This window comes from Mesorhizobium sp. M0140 (assembly GCF_040322475.1).
Lineage (GTDB): Bacteria > Pseudomonadota > Alphaproteobacteria > Rhizobiales > Rhizobiaceae > Mesorhizobium.
The window spans coordinates 1-16146 of the sequence record NZ_JAMYTM010000048.1; the positions used below are offsets into that span (position 1 = coordinate 1).

17 protein-coding genes, 1 other RNA gene and 2 pseudogenes are annotated in these 16146 nt (G+C 62.7%); 14 read left to right on the forward strand and 6 right to left on the reverse strand.

Features of this window, described 5'->3' with window-relative positions:
* Positions 1 to 102 precede the first annotated feature (102 nt).
* A complete protein-coding gene (locus NKJ37_RS29775) occupies positions 103 to 657 on the reverse strand; it encodes an AAA family ATPase (RefSeq protein WP_352723418.1) in 555 nt (184 codons plus the stop codon).
* A gap of 83 nt (positions 658 to 740) precedes the next feature.
* Positions 741 to 1100: a transfer-messenger RNA gene (gene ssrA / locus NKJ37_RS29780) on the reverse strand.
* A 168-nt stretch (positions 1101 to 1268) separates the two neighbouring features.
* On the opposite strand from ssrA, the gene NKJ37_RS29785 reads away from it, so the two are divergent.
* Positions 1269 to 1580 carry a DUF2853 family protein gene (locus NKJ37_RS29785; RefSeq protein WP_023813086.1) on the forward strand — a complete coding sequence of 104 codons (312 nt, stop codon included), beginning with the start codon at positions 1269 to 1271 and terminating at the stop codon, positions 1578 to 1580.
* Between the two features lie 157 nt (positions 1581 to 1737).
* Entirely contained in the window at positions 1738 to 2532 is a 795-nt protein-coding gene (locus NKJ37_RS29790; protein ID WP_352776198.1) for a thymidylate synthase, read from the forward strand.
* Positions 2533 to 2543: 11 nt separating this feature from the next.
* Here NKJ37_RS29790 and NKJ37_RS29795 read toward each other — a convergent pair.
* Positions 2544 to 2783: pseudogene (locus NKJ37_RS29795) on the reverse strand (TOBE domain-containing protein).
* Between the two features lie 113 nt (positions 2784 to 2896).
* Between NKJ37_RS29795 and modA the strand changes: the two are divergent.
* The 4 genes from modA to NKJ37_RS29815 all read left to right on the forward strand — a co-directional run bounded on the left by modA (position 2897) and on the right by NKJ37_RS29815 (position 5936).
* Positions 2897 to 3691, forward strand: a complete 795-nt coding sequence (gene modA / locus NKJ37_RS29800) for a molybdate ABC transporter substrate-binding protein (protein WP_128306070.1) — start codon at positions 2897 to 2899, stop codon at positions 3689 to 3691.
* 15 nt (positions 3692 to 3706) lie between these two features.
* The gene (modB, locus tag NKJ37_RS29805; protein ID WP_024501415.1) at positions 3707 to 4411 is read left to right on the forward strand and encodes a molybdate ABC transporter permease subunit; all 705 of its coding nucleotides are present in this window, start codon (positions 3707 to 3709) and stop codon (positions 4409 to 4411) included.
* The gene (gene modC / locus NKJ37_RS29810) at positions 4408 to 5520 is read left to right on the forward strand and encodes a molybdenum ABC transporter ATP-binding protein (RefSeq protein WP_128306069.1); all 1113 of its coding nucleotides are present in this window, start codon (positions 4408 to 4410) and stop codon (positions 5518 to 5520) included. Before modB ends, modC begins: the two co-directional genes overlap by 4 nt.
* Positions 5521 to 5594: 74 nt before the next feature.
* The gene (locus NKJ37_RS29815) at positions 5595 to 5936 is read left to right on the forward strand and encodes a winged helix-turn-helix domain-containing protein (RefSeq protein WP_127293106.1); all 342 of its coding nucleotides are present in this window, start codon (positions 5595 to 5597) and stop codon (positions 5934 to 5936) included.
* 50 nt (positions 5937 to 5986) lie between these two features.
* Here NKJ37_RS29815 and cobF read toward each other — a convergent pair whose 3' ends face one another.
* The gene (cobF, locus tag NKJ37_RS29820; protein ID WP_128306068.1) at positions 5987 to 6787 is read right to left on the reverse strand and encodes a precorrin-6A synthase (deacetylating); all 801 of its coding nucleotides are present in this window, start codon (positions 6785 to 6787) and stop codon (positions 5987 to 5989) included.
* 227 nt (positions 6788 to 7014) lie between these two features.
* On the opposite strand from cobF, the pseudogene NKJ37_RS29825 reads away from it, so the two are divergent.
* From NKJ37_RS29825 to NKJ37_RS29850, 6 genes and pseudogenes are all read left to right on the forward strand, one after another.
* Positions 7015 to 8015, forward strand: a pseudogene (locus NKJ37_RS29825) (DUF4424 domain-containing protein).
* Entirely contained in the window at positions 8015 to 8533 is a 519-nt protein-coding gene (locus NKJ37_RS29830) for a dihydrofolate reductase (protein ID WP_128306066.1), read from the forward strand. Before NKJ37_RS29825 ends, NKJ37_RS29830 begins: the two are co-directional and overlap by 1 nt.
* Positions 8534 to 8701: 168 nt before the next feature.
* Positions 8702 to 9829 carry an FtsH protease activity modulator HflK gene (gene hflK / locus NKJ37_RS29835; RefSeq protein WP_352776200.1) on the forward strand — a complete coding sequence of 376 codons (1128 nt, stop codon included), beginning with the start codon at positions 8702 to 8704 and terminating at the stop codon, positions 9827 to 9829.
* On the forward strand, positions 9829 to 10797 hold the full coding sequence (gene hflC, locus NKJ37_RS29840) for a protease modulator HflC (RefSeq protein WP_023813073.1): 969 nt from the start codon (positions 9829 to 9831) through the stop codon (positions 10795 to 10797). The genes hflK and hflC overlap by 1 nt, the downstream gene beginning before the upstream one ends.
* Before the next feature lie 6 nt (positions 10798 to 10803).
* Positions 10804 to 10992: a DUF2065 domain-containing protein gene (locus NKJ37_RS29845; RefSeq protein WP_023813072.1), complete on the forward strand. Its 189-nt coding sequence runs from the start codon at positions 10804 to 10806 to the stop codon at positions 10990 to 10992.
* A 127-nt stretch (positions 10993 to 11119) separates the two neighbouring features.
* On the forward strand, positions 11120 to 12637 hold the full coding sequence (locus NKJ37_RS29850; protein WP_352442872.1) for a DegQ family serine endoprotease: 1518 nt from the start codon (positions 11120 to 11122) through the stop codon (positions 12635 to 12637).
* Between the two features lie 46 nt (positions 12638 to 12683).
* Here NKJ37_RS29850 and NKJ37_RS29855 read toward each other — a convergent pair whose 3' ends face one another.
* Together NKJ37_RS29855 and serB are read right to left on the reverse strand one after the other, a co-directional pair.
* The gene (locus NKJ37_RS29855; RefSeq protein WP_352612365.1) at positions 12684 to 13256 is read right to left on the reverse strand and encodes a GNAT family N-acetyltransferase; all 573 of its coding nucleotides are present in this window, start codon (positions 13254 to 13256) and stop codon (positions 12684 to 12686) included.
* Entirely contained in the window at positions 13253 to 14140 is an 888-nt protein-coding gene (gene serB / locus NKJ37_RS29860; protein ID WP_352612367.1) for a phosphoserine phosphatase SerB, read from the reverse strand. The genes NKJ37_RS29855 and serB overlap by 4 nt, the downstream gene beginning before the upstream one ends.
* Between serB and miaA the strand changes: the two genes are divergently transcribed.
* Both miaA and NKJ37_RS29870 read left to right on the forward strand, forming a co-directional pair.
* Positions 14130 to 15098 carry a tRNA (adenosine(37)-N6)-dimethylallyltransferase MiaA gene (gene miaA, locus NKJ37_RS29865; RefSeq protein ID WP_352776202.1) on the forward strand — a complete coding sequence of 323 codons (969 nt, stop codon included), beginning with the start codon at positions 14130 to 14132 and terminating at the stop codon, positions 15096 to 15098. The two genes, serB and miaA, sit on opposite strands and share 11 nt — an antisense overlap.
* Positions 15099 to 15203: 105 nt before the next feature.
* The gene (locus NKJ37_RS29870) at positions 15204 to 15995 is read left to right on the forward strand and encodes a GGDEF domain-containing protein (protein WP_352776204.1); all 792 of its coding nucleotides are present in this window, start codon (positions 15204 to 15206) and stop codon (positions 15993 to 15995) included.
* Positions 15996 to 16146: the final 151 nt, after the last annotated feature.

The window sequence follows — 16146 nt, forward strand, 5'->3', positions numbered from 1 at the left end:
GAACAGGATGGAAACGAATCTCCATCCTGTTCGATAGGTCTTACCAGATCCTCATCCAGCCCAACTTAAGTGAACTGCATTACGGGTTCATCCCGGCCTTTTTCATGCCAATCCTGCCTCGATCAGCACGAAGCGCAGCCGCTCCTCGACCGTCGCCAAAGGCAGCGGGACGGTTTCATAGCCCAACTCCGTGTAGACGCCGACCAGCGCATGATAGGTACGCTCGGCCTCCTCAAGCGTCTGCTTTCTCTCCTCATCCTGCGCGAAGATCTCCGGCCAAAGCGGGGCGACGAAGACGCGCTGATGATAGCGGAAGCGCTCGGCGGCAGCGGTGGCGTGTTCGGATACCGGCAGGCCGCTCAGCCTGAGATAGCCGAGCGTGTCCGGAACGCCACAATCGAAAAAAACAGGACGCCCGGTCTGTTCTTGCGCAATTTGATACGAGCGCATCTCCCATGACAGCATCAACTCGGCGAACAGGGCGCGATCACGCCAGGGCAAAGCGGGTCCGCCAATGTCGGACTGGTCGCGGATGATGCCGCGCCCGGCTTCCGCCGAGGTGGCAAAGCCTGCGTGGCGCAGGGCTTCGATCAAGGTGGTCTTGCCGGAACCAGGACCGCCGGTCAGCACGAAGAAGCGATCGGAATCGTTTTGCATGTTTTGTCCATGGAGGGAGCACGCGGCCGGCGCCTTCGCGGCGAAGCTGCCACTGCGCATGCTGCATATCGGAGGAGGGGAGAAGTGGAGGTTTCTGTTGCCAGGTACCTCCGAACCCCGCCTAGAAGTGCGAACCTCTAGGGCTTGATTTGAAGCTATCGCACCGCTTACGCGGCGAGACGTGCTTCCGCATAGTTGTCATTTGCAACTACAGGTTTAGCCCGATGACGGTGGTACCATGCCGGGCAAAAGTACGATCTTTACACCTTCGTCGATCCTATTTCGCCCCCAGCAAAAACCGCTCTGTCATCAGCAGCGGCTTTTGGTGGAGGCGCCGGGTACCGCCCCCGGGTCCGAACGGCTTATTTCATCGCCCATTTATCGCCATAGTCGGTCAAGCCGACAAACTGAATATAGGGGGCCATCGCAAGAAATGGAAGGCCGCAATGGCACTTTATCCCCCTGACAAAACCGCAAGTCCAAAGGGTTGACTTGGGCGCGGTCTCAACCGAAGCTTTGCCCCGGTGAGGAGTTACCGACCTAGCGCACATGTTGCAGCAGCGCCACAGCCCTCATCGATCGGATCCGTGGCGCCGACGAGGGGAATTTTGATGGCCGACTATCTTGCAGACGTGAAGAAATACGATGCCGGCGCCAGTGCTGATGCGGTTGAAAAGATCGTCAAGCACCTAGGCATCGCGCTCAGGAACCGCGATTCCTCGCTGGTATCCTGCACCGACCCGAAGGAACTCGGGCGTGTCAGGGACAACTGGGTCGCCAAGAAGCTCGGCATCAGCGATGCAGCGAAGGCCGATGCATCCATCGAGAAGACTTGCAAGGCAATGGCTGCCGACAACACCAAGAGCCGGGTGACTTTCTACTACCTCGTCGCGAAGGACCTGGGCAAGCTCGGCTCCCTCTGACGACCGCGCTTCAATTCGCAGGGCTGGCGCGGTCCATGCGCCAGCCCTGATGTTGTTGGGGACTGGCGGGCTTCGGGCAGGGCTTGCGCTGCTTTGTGGTGTTCGATTGCCTGTCCGTAAGCTATGATGGCTGGACAACCGAATCGAGCCGGAACCGATGCGCCAGTATCTCGACCTCCTGCAGCACGTGCTGGACAACGGCGCCGATCGCGGCGACCGCACCGGCACCGGAACCCGCTCCGTCTTCGGCTACCAGATGCGTTTCGACCTGGCGCGCGGCTTTCCCGTCACCACGACCAAGAAGTTGCATCTCAAGTCGATCATCCATGAGCTTATGTGGTTCCTGGCCGGCGATACCAACATCAAATACCTCACCGACCATGGCGTTTCGATCTGGGACGAATGGGCCGACGAGAATGGCGATCTCGGCCCGGTCTACGGCAAGCAGTGGCGTTCCTGGCCGGATGGCCATGGCGGCTCGATCGATCAGATCGCGAATCTCCTCAAGGAGATACGCAAAAACCCTCAATCGCGGCGGCTGATCGTTTCGGCATGGAATCCAGCCGAGGTGGAAGCGATGGCGCTGCCACCCTGCCACTGCCTTTTCCAGTTCTATGTTTCGGAAGGGCGGCTCTCCTGTCAGCTTTACCAGCGGTCGGCCGATATCTTTCTCGGCGTGCCGTTCAACATCGCGTCCTATGCCCTGCTGACCGTGATGGTGGCGCAGGTCACCGGGCTGAAACCCGGCGATTTCGTCCACACACTTGGCGATGCGCATCTCTACTCGAACCATTTCGAGCAGGCGCGCGAACAGCTGCGGCGCACGCCGAGGGCGCTGCCGACGATGTGGATCAACCCCGAGGTGAAGGACCTGTTCGCCTTCCGCTTCGAGGATTTCCGGCTGGAAAACTACGTCGCAGACGCGTCGATCAAAGCGCCGATCGCGGTCTAAGGCCGCAAATTTCAGTCGATGCCGACCATCACGTCCGAGGCCTTGACCACGGCATAGGCCTGCTTGCCCTTTTGAGCTTGAGATCGGCGACGGCCTTGTTGGTGATCGAGGCGGTGACGATGGCGCCGCCACCGATGTCGATCGTGACATGCGAGGTGGTGGCTCCTTGACGATCTCGGCGATCGTTCCCCGGAGGGGATGTTGCGGGCACTGATCTTTCCAGGGTTTCTTTGCCGGTCTTTCCAGGACAATTGGTGTCGTACGGACGCTTTCATGGGGCGCCGGGCCTTCCCTTGTTATATTCATGCGGATATATCGGTCGGAGACTTAGGGCTGACTAGCTTTCAAACCGAGGAGAGTTCCCATGCTGCGCAAAGGTTTTGGATCGAGGGCGATCGCCATTGGTGGCTTCGCTGCGGCGCTGATGGCAGTCGTGCCGGCAGCACATGCGGAAGACAAGGTGGTGGTGTTTGCCGCGGCCAGCCTCAAGGACGCGCTCGACGCCGTGAACAAAGCCTGCGAGGCCGATGTCGGCGAGGCGGCGACTGTCTCCTATGCCGCGAGTTCGGCGCTGGCCAAACAGATCGAGGGCGGGGCGCCTGCCGACGTCTTTATCTCGGCCGATCTCGACTGGATGAGATATCTCTCCGACAAGAAGCTGACCAAGCCGGACACCGAAGTGAAGCTGCTCGGCAATGAGATCGTGCTGGTGGCGCCGAAGGACTCGGCGGTCGACACCAGGATCGAGAAGGGCTTTGACCTCGCCAAGCTGATCGGCGACGGCAAGCTCGCCATGGGCGATTTCAAGGCGGTGCCGGCCGGCAAATACGGCAAGGCCGCACTTGAATCGCTCGGCGTCTGGTCTTCGGTCGAAGGCAAGGTGGCGCAGGCCGAAAACGTGCGCGCGGCGCTGAAGCTGGTTTCGACGGGTGAAGCAGCCCTTGGCATCGTCTACGCCACTGATGCGCATGCCGAAAAGGGCGTCAAGGTGGTCGGCACCTTCCCGGAGGATTCGCATCCGCCGATCATTTATCCGGTTGCCCAGACCGCCGATTCGAAGGACAAGGATACGCCGGCTTTCCTGAAATGCCTGCAGTCGGCCAAGGCGGCCGCGCTGTTCAAGGATCAGGGATTTACCGTGCTCGCGCCGAGCAACTGAGTTCCAAGGGGCACTATGAACTGGCTGCTGGACCTCACTCCCGACGAATGGAATGCGGTTCGGCTGTCCATCAAGGTGGCAACGGTGGCGATGCTCGCCAGCCTGCCGCCAGGCATCTTGATTGCGCTGCTGCTTGCCCGGGGACAGTTCTGGGGCAAGACCGTTCTCAACGGGCTGGTGCATCTGCCGCTGATCCTGCCGCCCGTGGTGACCGGCTACCTGCTGCTGCTCACCTTCGGCCGGCGCGGCCCGGCCGGCGCCTTCCTGGCAGAGCATTTCGGCATTGTCTTCTCCTTCCGCTGGACAGGCGCGGCGCTGGCCTGCGGCGTCATGGGCTTTCCGCTGATGGTGCGGGCGATCCGGTTGTCGATCGAGGCGGTGGACCGCAAGATGGAAGCGGCGGCGGGAACGCTCGGCGCCAATTCGCTCTGGGTTTTTGCCACCATCACGCTGCCTCTGATCCTGCCCGGGCTGATCGCCGGCGCCATCCTCGCCTTCGCCAAGGCGATGGGCGAGTTCGGCGCCACCATCACCTTCGTCTCCAACATTCCCAATGAGACGCAGACATTGCCGTCGGCGATCTACACATTCACGCAGGTGCCGGGGGGCGATGAAGGGGCGCTCCGCCTGACGCTGATCTCCATCGTCATCTCCATGGCCGCGCTGGTGGCTTCGGAGGTGCTGGCGCGGCGTGTCGGCCGGCGACTGGACATCGAATGAGCGTTCTCGTCGACATCAGTCATCGGCTCGGCGGTTTCGCCATCGACGCCCGCTTCGAAAGCGCCGGGCGGCTGACGGCGCTGTTCGGAGCGTCGGGGTCGGGCAAGACGACGCTGATCGACATGATTGCCGGGCTGATCCGGCCCGACAAGGGACGCATCGAGGTCGACGGCCGTGTGCTGGTCGATACCGGTGCCGGCATTTTCGTGCCGAAGCACAAGCGCCGCATCGGCATGGTGTTCCAGGACGCACGGCTGTTTCCGCATATGAGCGTTGCCGGCAATCTGCGCTACGGCCGCTGGTTCACGCCGCCGGCGGAGCGCTACGCCGATATCGATGCCGTCGTCGACCTGCTCGGCATCGGGCCGCTCATGAACAGGCGGCCGGCAAAGCTCTCGGGCGGCGAGAAACAGCGCGTGGCGATCGGCCGGGCATTGCTTGCCAGCCCCAGACTGCTGCTCATGGACGAACCGCTGGCCTCGCTCGACGAAGCGCGCAAGGCCGAAATCCTGCCCTATGTCGAAAGGCTGCGCGACGAGACGAAAATCCCGATCGTCTATGTCAGTCATTCGGTCGCCGAAGTGGCGAGGCTGGCCAGCGACGTGGTGATGCTGGCGCAGGGCAATGTCGTTGCCAGCGGGCCGACCGAGGCGGTGATGCAAAGGCTCGACCTGTTGCCGGCGGAGGAGCGCGGCGAGGGGGGCGCCGTGCTGGACACCAAGGTGCTGCGTCACGACGAGACTTTCGGTATGACCGTGCTCGGCTCGGCCGCGGGCGAGCTCCGGGTGCCACAGCTGGCGATGAAAACAGGTACGCCGGTGCGCATCCGTATCCGCGCCCGCGATGTGATGATCGCCACCGAAAAGCCGAGGGGTCTCAGCGCGCTCAACATTCTGCCGGGAACCATTACCGCGATGAGCCCCGGCGAAGGGCCTGCGGTCGAGGTCGGTATCGACTGCAATGGTGCAACCGTGCTTGCCCGCATCACCGAACAGTCGCGGCAGGCGCTGAAGCTCCATCTTGGCGGCAAGGTTTTCGCGGTGATCAAGACGGTGAGCTTCGATCGGGCGAACACCGGCGCCGGCCTGCCCGCCGAGGTGGATGGGTGATCCCGCTATGTCTTTTTGGAATAGCGGTTTCGCCAGGGAGCTGCTAGTATGAGGTTGGACCGCGGAGAGTAATGATGCCGTCGCTGAGCTTGCGGATAAATCTCGACCCCGACGGGCGCGTCGGGCCGGGCAAGATCGAACTCCTGGAACAGATCGCCGCCTTCGGCTCCATTTCGGCCGCCGCGCGCGGCATGGAGATGTCCTACAAGCACGCCTGGGACCTGGTCGAGGACATGAACCGGGTGTTCGGCAAGCCGCTGGTGGCGGCACAGACCGGTGGCCGCAAGGGCGGCGGCGCGCAACTGACGGCTGTGGGGCTGGCGGTGGTCAGCCGTTTTCGCGCCATCGAGCGTGCGGCGGCTGCGGCGGCGGCGACGCATATGGAGGCATTGCAGGCGGAGATTGATGCTGGGTGAGGGGGAAGGGAGTAGGGGAGTAGGGGAGTAGGGGAGTAGGGGAGTAGGACTTATTGCTCTTCACCGGGCTTGCGCAGCAAATAGCTGTCCATGATCCAGCCCTTCTGCCGACGAGCTTCCTCTCGAACCTTTTCGATCTTTGCGCCGATGTCACCGATCCTGCCGGAGAGAGTGATCTCGTCTTCCGTTCCGAGATAGGCGCCCCAATGGATGACGACATCCTTGTCGGCCAGCGTGTTGAAGGCGCATTTGCCGTCGAGCAGGACGACCGCGCTTCCGGCATTGTCCGGCATGCCTTCCTCAGTCAGGCGGCGGCCGGTGGTGATGAGGACGGAATCGCCGATGCGGTTCAGTGCCATCTTGTGGCTGGCGGCCAGCGCCTGGACAGCGGTGATGCCGGGTATCACCTCAAGCTCGAACGCGACATTGCCCCGCAGGCGCACGCGCTCGAGGATGCGCAACGCGCTGTCGTAGAGCGAAGGGTCGCCCCAGATCAGGAAGGCGCCGCAGCCATCCCCTGCGATCTCGTCGCGGATCAGGCTTTCGTAAATGGTGGCGATGGCTTCATGCCAGTCATCGACGGTCGAGCGGTAGGAGGGGGCCGGCCCATCTTCTACTGGCCCATCTTCCATTGGCAGGTCGCGCAACGGCACGTCGAATTCGACACGGCGTGATTTCGGGTTGGTGACGAAGCGGTCGCATATCCGGCGGCGCAGTTCGGCCAGTTCATTTTTTTTCGCGCCCTTGTCGGGAATGAACAGCACATCCGCCTGGTTCAGGCCTGATATGGCCTGAACGGTCATGTGGTCGGGATTGCCGGCGCCGATGCCGATGACGAGAAGCTTGCGCATGGGCGAACTCCTGCCCGATCGGAACCCGTTAGTCCAGACCGCGCTGGCGCGTGTCCAGACCGCGCTGGCGCGTGTCCAGACCGCGCTGGCGCGTGTCCAGACCGCTGCTGGGTGTCCAGACCGCTTGCTCCAGACCCTTTTTGGCGCGTCCGCGGATGCGGAAGGGCTTTGAAACGCCACATTGAAACGGCTAGGGTCCTGCAGGCATTCTAGCCGAGGGGGCTTCCATGTTGCGATATGTTCTGACCGCCGTGCTGGCCCTGTCGCCCGCGCCCGCCTTCGCCAACGATTCGGTTGCCGAACTTGGCACTGGCGGCCTGATCCTGTCGCGCAGCGATGCCGTGGCGATGCAAAGCGAGGATCTTTTCATCTCGCCGGAAAAGGTCACTGTCGACTATGTCTTCCACAACAACACCGATCGCGATGTCGAGGCCATCGTCGCCTTCCCGATGCCCGAAATATCGGGCAATCCCGAAGAAATCCCGGCGATTCCCGAAAACCAGAGCGACAATTTCCTCGGCTTCGAGGTGACGATCGACGGTGCCGCCGTCAAGCCGCAGCTCGAGCAGAAGGTGTTGGCGCTAGGCATCGACATCAGCGCAGAGATGAAGGCGCAAAACGTGCCGTTCTATCCATTCGGCGATGCGGCGAAGGCGGCGCTGGCCAAGTTGCCGCAAGCGGTTGTCGATGACTGGGTCAACCGCGGCATCATCATCGAGGACACCGGCAGCGACGGCACCGAGACGACCAAGGTCTACACGCCGTTCTGGCAATTGCGTTCGACCTACTGGTGGCGCTCGACCTTTCCAGCCAACAAGGACGTTCATGTTTCCCACCATTACAAGCCGAGCGTCGGCGGCACGTCTTCAGTCAGCTTCTTTTACGACGGCAAATTCCAGGGTCAGTATGCGGCCTACAAGGCCCGCTATTGCATGGACGATACATTCGAGAGTGCGGTGCGCAAGGCGGCGAAGAACGACCCTGACGGCTACCCCAAATATGTCGAGAACCGCATCGCCTATATCCTGACCACCGGCGGCAACTGGGCCACCGGCACAATCGGAAAGTTCAAGCTGACGATCGACAAGGGCAATCCGAAAGCCCTGGTCTCGTTCTGCGGCGACAATGTCAGAAGACCGGACCGACGACATTCGAGATGACGGCGGATAATTTCTACCCCGAGCGCGACATCGACATCCTGATCCTCGAGCCAACGGACGACAATTGATGCATGTCGCAATCTACGTTGCCATCGCCGAGAACGGCGTGATCGGGCGGGACGGCGGGCTCCCGTGGCGGCTCTCCACCGATCTCAAGCGCTTCAAGGCCGATACGATGGGCAAGCCCATCATCATGGGCCGCAAGACCTATGAGGGCATCGGCCGGCCGCTGCCGGGCAGGTTGAACATCGTCGTCACCCGCGACAAGACCTGGCGCGCCGAGGGCGTGGAGGTGGCACATTCGCTCGAAGCCGCGGTCCAACTGGCGACGGTGCGCGGGCGCCGCATGGTCGGTGTGGACGAGGTGTGCGTCATCGGCGGCGGCGAAATCTATGCCCAGGCCATGCTTCTGGCCGATCGGCTGCATGTCACCCATGTGCTGGCAGCGGTCGAAGGCGACGCGCATTTCCCGCCGATCGATCCTGATTCCTGGCGTATTGTCAGCTCGCACGACGTCCCGGCCGGGGAAAAGGACAGCCACCCGACGCGCTATTCGGTTTACGAGCGGCGTCGAGAGAGACATTGACTGAAAAAAGGGGCATTGAAGGAAGACAAAGGGTCGCGACCGGACAAATCGGACGAAGTCGGCAGCGCATCGCGTTGAAAGCGCCTCGTGGCGTCCCTATAGAAGAACAATACTGGATTTTGCGCCGTAATACCGGCGCTTGAGGGAATTCCAAGCGAAAGGACATTCATGCCCTGGAACGATAAAAGCGGTGGTGGCGGCGGCCCATGGGGCGGCGGCGGCGGCAACAATCAGGGGCCCTGGGGGCAGGGACCAAAGGGACCGAGCGGGCCACAAGGCTCGCCTCCCGATCTCGAAGACATTATCCGCCGCGGCCAGGACCGGCTGCGGCGCGCTCTTCCGGGTGGCGGCGGCGCGAGCCCGGCCATCTTCGCGCTGATCGCGGCTGCACTTGTGGTGCTGTGGGCGTTCAAGGCGGTTTATACCGTGCAGCCCGACGAGGTCGCGGTCGAACTGCGCTTCGGCAAGCCGAAGACCGAACTGTCGCAGCCTGGCCTGCATTTCCATTGGTGGCCGCTCGAAACCGTCGAGACGGCCAAGATTTCCGAGCAGCTCGTCGATATCGGCGGCGGCGGCGCGACAAGTGGCAACACGTCCGGGCTGATGCTTACCGGCGACCAGAACATCGTCAACGTCCAGTTCTCGGTGGCCTATCAGGTCTCCGACCCGAGCGCGTATCTCTTCGATGTGTCCGATCCCGACGGCATGCTGCGGCAGGTTGCCGAAAGCGCCATGCGTGAAGCCGTCGGCCGCCGGCCGGCGCAGGACATCTTCCGCGACGACCGCCAGGGCATTGCCGCCTCGGTGCGTGAAATCATCCAGACGACGCTGGACGGCTACAAGGCCGGTCTCAACGTCAACGCCGTCTCGATCGAGGATGCGGCACCGCCACGTGAAGTGGCCGATGCGTTCGACGAAGTGCAGCGCGCCGAGCAGGACGAGGACAAGTTCGTCGAGCAGGCCAACCAGTACTCCAACCAGAAGCTCGGGCAGGCGCGCGGCGAGGCCGCACAGATCCGCGAAGACGCGGCCGCCTACAAGAACCGGGTCGTGCAGGAAGCCGAGGGTGAGGCGCAGCGCTTCATCTCGGTCTATGACGAATATGCCAAGGCGCCCGATGTAACGCGCAAGCGCCTCTACCTGGAAACCATGGAGAAGGTTCTGAAGGATTCGAGCAAGGTCATCGTCGAGCAGGGCAACGGGCAAGGGGTCGTTCCCTATCTGCCGCTGCCGGCATTGCAGCCGAAAGCGCCGGCACCCGCTGCGCCCAGTGGCGTTACGGGAGGTAACCAGTGATGGCCAACCGTCTTCCCATCATCGTCGTCGCAGCAGCGGTTATCCTGTTCCTGCTCTATTCGTCGGTCTTCGTGGTCAATGCGCGTCAGCAGGCGCTGGTGCTCAGGTTCGGCGAGATCGTCGACGTCAAGAGCGAACCCGGCATCTACTTCAAGGCGCCGTTCTCGTTCTTCGACGCCGATACGGTGCAGCTGATCGAGAACCGGGTGCTGCGCTTCGACCTCGACAACATCCGCGTCCAGGTCTCGGGCGGCAAGTTCTATGAGGTCGATGCCTTCATCGCCTACCGCATCTCGGATCCGCGGGTCTTCCGCTCCGCCGTGTCCGGTCAGATCGAATTGGCCGAGGCCCGGCTCAGGACGCGTCTCGACGCTGCCTTGCGCCGTGTCTATGGTCTGCGTGATTTCGAGGCAGCACTCTCCGAAGAGCGCGGCGTGATGATGCGCGAAGTCCGCGACCAGCTCAGGCCCGACGCCACATCGCTCGGCCTGCAGATCGAGGATGTCCGCATTCGCCGCACCGATCTCACGGCCGAAGTCTCGCAGCAGACCTTCGACCGCATGAAGGCGGAACGCCTGGCGGAAGCTGCCCGGCTGAGGGCACGCGGCAACGAAGCGGCGCAGCGCATCACGGCCCGCGCCGATCGCGAAGTGGTCGAGATTGTCGCCGAAGCGCAAAAAGAGTCGGAAATCCTGCGCGGCGAGGGCGAAGCCCAGCGCAGCGCCACCTTCGCGGGAGCCTATCAGCGCGATCCGGCCTTCTTCGACTTCTACCGGTCGATGAATGCCTATGGCACGGCGCTGGACAACACCGGAACGACGATGGTGCTGTCGCCGAACTCGGAGTTCTTCCGTTTCTTCCGCAATCCCGACGGCAGCGAGGGGCCGGCAAAGCCGGCTTCGCCTGCGCCAAACGCTCCGGCGACGGCACCCGCCGCGCCGGCGGCACAGCCCAGCACCGGCCAGTAGCGGCCGGTGCAGGATTTTCTTGCCGCCATGGGCCTGGTCCTTGTCATAGAGGGTCTGGTCTATGGCGGTTTTCCCGGCCTGGCCAGGAAACTTGCCACCGAAGTGCTGTCGCTGCCCGAGAACGCGCTGCGGATCGCCGGGCTGGCGGCGATCGTGATCGGCGTCGGCATCGTCTGGCTGGTACGAGGCGCATGACGGCTGCGATGATTTATCCTCTGCCGATAGTCATAGCCGCAAACGTGCCGTATTTTTTGCCAACATGGCGTGACGCGGCGTTTTCGTCGAAGCGCTTTTCTTTTCAAGGATACCGGGAGGCTTCTCGATGACATCCAATACAATTCTGTGCGCGGCTCGGCGGACATTCATCGCCGGCGCGGCGGCACTTCTTGTCAGCGCCGTCGCTGTCCCGTCCTTCGTGACGCCGACATTTGCCGCCGATGGGCCCGCTTCGGTCGCCGATCTGGCGCAAGGCCTGCTCGGCGCGGTGGTCAACATATCGACTTCGCAGACGGTCAAGGGTACCGAAGGCCCGGGCGCGGTGCCGATGCCGCAATTGCCCGAGGGTTCGCCCTTCCAGGATTTCTTCGACGATTTCTTCAAGAACCGCGGCGGCGACAAGGACAACGGCTCGCAGAAGGTGCAGTCGCTGGGCTCCGGCTTCGTCATCGATGCCGAGCAAGGCATCGTCGTCACCAACAACCATGTCATTGCCGATGCCGACGACATCGAGGTCAATTTCTCCGATGGTGTCACCTTGAAGGCGACGCTGGTCGGCACCGACACCAAGACCGATGTCGCCGTGCTCAAGGTCGATCCGAAAGGCCACAAGCTGACGGCGGTGAAGTTCGGCGATTCCACCAAGATGCGCGTCGGCGACTGGGTGATGGCGATCGGCAATCCGTTCGGCCTCGGCGGCACGGTGACGGTCGGCATCGTCTCTGCCCGCAACCGCGACATCAATTCCGGCCCCTATGATGACTTCATCCAGACCGATGCCGCGATCAACCGTGGCAATTCCGGCGGACCGCTGTTCAACAGCGCCGGCGAAGTCATCGGCATCAACACGGCGATCATTTCGCCTTCCGGCGGTTCGATCGGCATCGGCTTCTCCATCCCCTCGCAGCTCGCGTCCGGCGTCGTTGACCAGTTGCGCCAGTTCGGCGAGACGCGGCGCGGCTGGCTGGGCGTGCGCATCCAGCCGGTGACCGACGACATCGCCGAAAGCCTCGGCATGGCGACCGCCAAGGGCGCGCTGGTCGCCGGCGTGATCAAGGGCGGCCCGGTCGACAATGGCACCATCCAGGCGGGCGATGTCGTCATCAAGTTCGACGGCAAGGACATCCATGAGATGCGCGATCTGCCGCGCGTCGTCGCCGAAAGCCCGGTTGGCAAGGCGGTCGATGTGCTCATCGTGCGCAAGGGTGTCGAGCAGACCGTGAAAGTAACGCTCGGCCGGCTCGAGGACGGTGAAAAACTCGCCAGCGGCGAGGAGGGCAGCAACACCGATCAGGACAAGGGTGACAAGGCTCCAGCCGTTTCCACTGCTTCGGTGCTCGGCATGACGGTCGGCGAACTGAACGACGAGACACGCAAGAAGTTCAGCATCGCGGCCGATGTTTCGGGCGTCGTCATCACCGACGTCACCAAGGACTCGGCAGCCGCCGAACGCGGCATCCAGCCCGGCGAGGTGATCACCGAGATCGCACAGGAATCGGTTGCCACCCCCAAGGATGTCATGGACCGCATCGGCGCCTTGAAGGAACAGGGGCGCAAGAATGCGCTGCTGATGCTGGCCTCGAAGACCGGCGAGCTCAGGTTCGTGACGATCCGAATGGACTGAGATCCGGAAGATCCGGCGAAATCCTCATCTTGAATGGAAAGGGCGGCTAGCAAGCCGCCCTTTCTCCTTGTTCCCAATCGGCGCGGGAGAGCCGGTAGAACACATGGCGCTTGAGCGCGGGGTGGCTGTCGGGAATGCCGGGATGATCGAAGTCGGCCGGTGGATCGGCTCTCATGCCGAGGCGCTCCATGACGGCGGTGGAGCGGCGGTTGTCCGCGACGGCGAAGGAGACGATTTCGTCAAGGCCGAGTGTTTCGAAGCCGTAGGCAAGCCATGCCTGAGCCGCCTCGGTGACGTAACCTCTGCCCCAGAATTCAGGCGCCAATCGCCAGCCGATCTCGATCATGCTGGCTGGCAGGAAGTCCATGTGATCGGTTCCGGTTATACCGACAAAACCGATACATTCCCCCGATCCGGCGATTTCTGCGGCCGCAAAGCCAATGCCGTCGCGATCGATGGCGGCGCGGAACTGATCCATCTTGGCATCCGCCTCGGCGCGGCCACGGCGGAACGGAAAGAACTCCATCACCCGGTCGTCGGAGTTGATGCGGTGGAACAGGTCGCGGTCGCGATCTTCCCAGTTGCGCAGGATCAGGCGCTCGGTACGCATTGGTTTCATTGCACAAACTCCTCCTGCCTGTAGCCTTGCACATAAAGCAGCGCGGTCAGGTCGGCATGATCGATGCGGACCTTGGCCTGTGCCGCCACCGTCGGCTTGGCGTGGAGCGCGACACCGGTACCGGCCAGGCGGATCATGTCGAGATCATTGGCGCCGTCGCCGACGGCGATGGCGTCGGCGGGCGTCAGGCCGAGGCGCGCTGAAATTTCGATCAGCGCGTCGGCCTTGGCGGCGCGGCCGAGGATCGGTTCGCCGACCAGCCCGATGAAGCGGCCGTCCTGCTCGAGCAGGCGATTGGCGCGGTTCTCCTGGAAGCCGAGCATGGCGGCGATGCGCGTCGTGAAGACCTCGAACCCGCCAGACACGAGTGCCGTCCAGGCGCCGTTGGCGCGCATGGTCCGGACCAGAACACGGCCGCCCGCGGCCAGCGTCAGGCGATTGGCGACGATGCGATCAACCACGGCGGCGTCGAGGCCCTTGAGCAACGCCACCCGTTCACGCAAAGCCGGTTCGAAGGCGATCTCACCATTCATGGATCGCGCGGTAATCGTGGCAACCCGATCCTTGACGCCAATCTCATCGGCCAGCTCGTCGATGCATTCCTGGTCGATCATGGTCGAATCCATGTCGGCGATCAGGATTTTCTTGCGGCGGGTTTCTGCCTCTTGGACGATCACGTCGACGGCCTCGCCGGCGAGTGCCGTGCGCAAGACGGCACTCGTGACGGCGGCGTCGGCTGCCTCAGGCAGGACGAGATCGCAGGCAATAGCTTCAGCCAGCCAGACAACAGCGCTTGCGCCGACCGACCGTGAGGCCATATTCGCAAGCGACAGCGACAAAGCGCGCTCAGTGGGACGGGAAACAAGCGTGGCGATGAGCGGCATGGAACATTCCGGCGGGCAGGCGGGCAAGGGCCGCGTGAAGAACGCGATCCTGATAGCCGGGCCGACCGCCAGCGGCAAGTCGGCGCTTGCGCTCGATCTGGCGGAGCGCAGGGGCGGCGTGATCGTCAACACCGATTCCATGCAGGGCTATTCGGTGCTCGACGTGCTGACCGCCCGGCCGGAGGCGGCCGACCTCGCCCGCGCACCGCATTTCCTCTACGGCCATGTCCACCCGGCGACACCCTATTCCACCGGCGCCTGGCTGCGCGACGTGAGGAAGTTGATCGACGACGGCACATTCTCCGAACGGCCAGTGAATTTCGTCGGCGGCACCGGGCTCTACTTTCGCGCACTGGCCGAGGGCATTTCGGAAATGCCCGACATTCCGCAGCAGGTCCGCGACCGCTGGCGCTATGAGTTGAAGGAGCAGGGCGCCGTCAAGCTGCACAGCCTGCTGCTGCGCGAGGATTCGGCGGCCGCCATGATGCTCAAGCCAACCGATAGCCAGCGCATCGTGCGGGCATTGGAGGTTCTCGATGCGTCTGGCCGTTCGATCCTGGAATGGCAGGCGGAACGCGGCCAGCCGCTCATCGACCGGGAAAGCGCACGTTTCCTGGTGATCGAGCCGGATCGGGCGGCGTTGGTCGCTCGCATCGACAAACGCTTCGACCAGATGCTGGACAAGGGCGCGCTGGACGAGGTCAAGCGGCTTGCAGCACTTGGTCTCGATCCCGAATTGCCGGCGATGAAAGCGATCGGCGTTCGCGAACTGCAGGCAGCGATGGCCGGAGAGATTGGCTTTCCCGAGGCAATCGAACGCGCGAAGATCGCGACCAGGCAATATTCCAAGCGGCAAACCACCTGGTTCAGGCATCAATTGGGGCCGGAATGGCTGAGGTTGCGCCCCGGTGATGATCTGGAAACCACGATCTCAGCGCTTGCTTCCGATGCAACCTGAAAAGTTTACCTGCAAGGAAAGGTTCCCGTTGTGGTTGTCCAAATTAACCCTCCGTAAGCCCGCCCATGCCATAAGATCAGTGGGCACTTTTCCAACGGGGAGCAGATGCGTTTCCACAAGGCGGAATCAGCATTTTTCGTCTATATATTCGTGATCCTGGCCGCCGGCCTGGTGACGCTGCATGCTTACGGACTTCTGCAGTCCTTCGCCGACGAGTTGCATACGGCTTCGGGTCTGGACAAGGTCATCTATCTCAACAAGCTCTTGTTCGCGACCGGCGTGCTCCTGGCCACCGCGCTGTTCTTCGGCATTTTCTTCATCTATCCGCTGATCCGCAAACAGGCGACGGAGGAAGGCAAGCTGCGCGCCATGACGGTCTCGCTCAGCGCGCGCTCGGAAACACTCGAGCATGCGGCGTTGACCGACGGCCTGACCGGCATGCAGAACCGGCGCTATTTCGATGATGCGCTGAAGGAGTATCTTGAGGAGTTCCGGCGCATCGAAAAGCCCGTCGGTCTGATGATCCTCGATCTCGACCATTTCAAGCAGGTCAACGACACCCACGGCCATGACGTCGGCGACGAAGTGCTCAAGGCCGTCGCGAACTGTCTCAAGGACATGACGCGCTACCACGATGTGGTAGCGCGATTGGGCGGCGAGGAGTTCGCCGTGGTCACGCCCAATATGGACGCCGAGCTTCTGGGCAAGTTTGCCGAGCGCATCCGCAAGGCGATCGCCAACATGTCGGTGCTGTCAGGCAATGTCCGCCTCAAGATCACCACCAGCGTCGGGCTCGCCGTCTGGGACCGCAAGGAAACAGCGGAAGAGTTCTATCGCCGCGCCGACCGCCAGCTTTACGAAGCGAAGAGGCAAGGCCGCAACCGCGTCTGCGCCTGAAAATCCCATCACTGAATTCGTGAGGCTGGCCGTCTGGCGCCGTTTTCTGCGCTTCCGATGCTCACGGACTCAAATGTCCGCTCCGCTTCGGTTCTCGAAAACAGCACCACCCGACTCAGCCTGACGAATTCCCTGACGGGATTTACCCAGG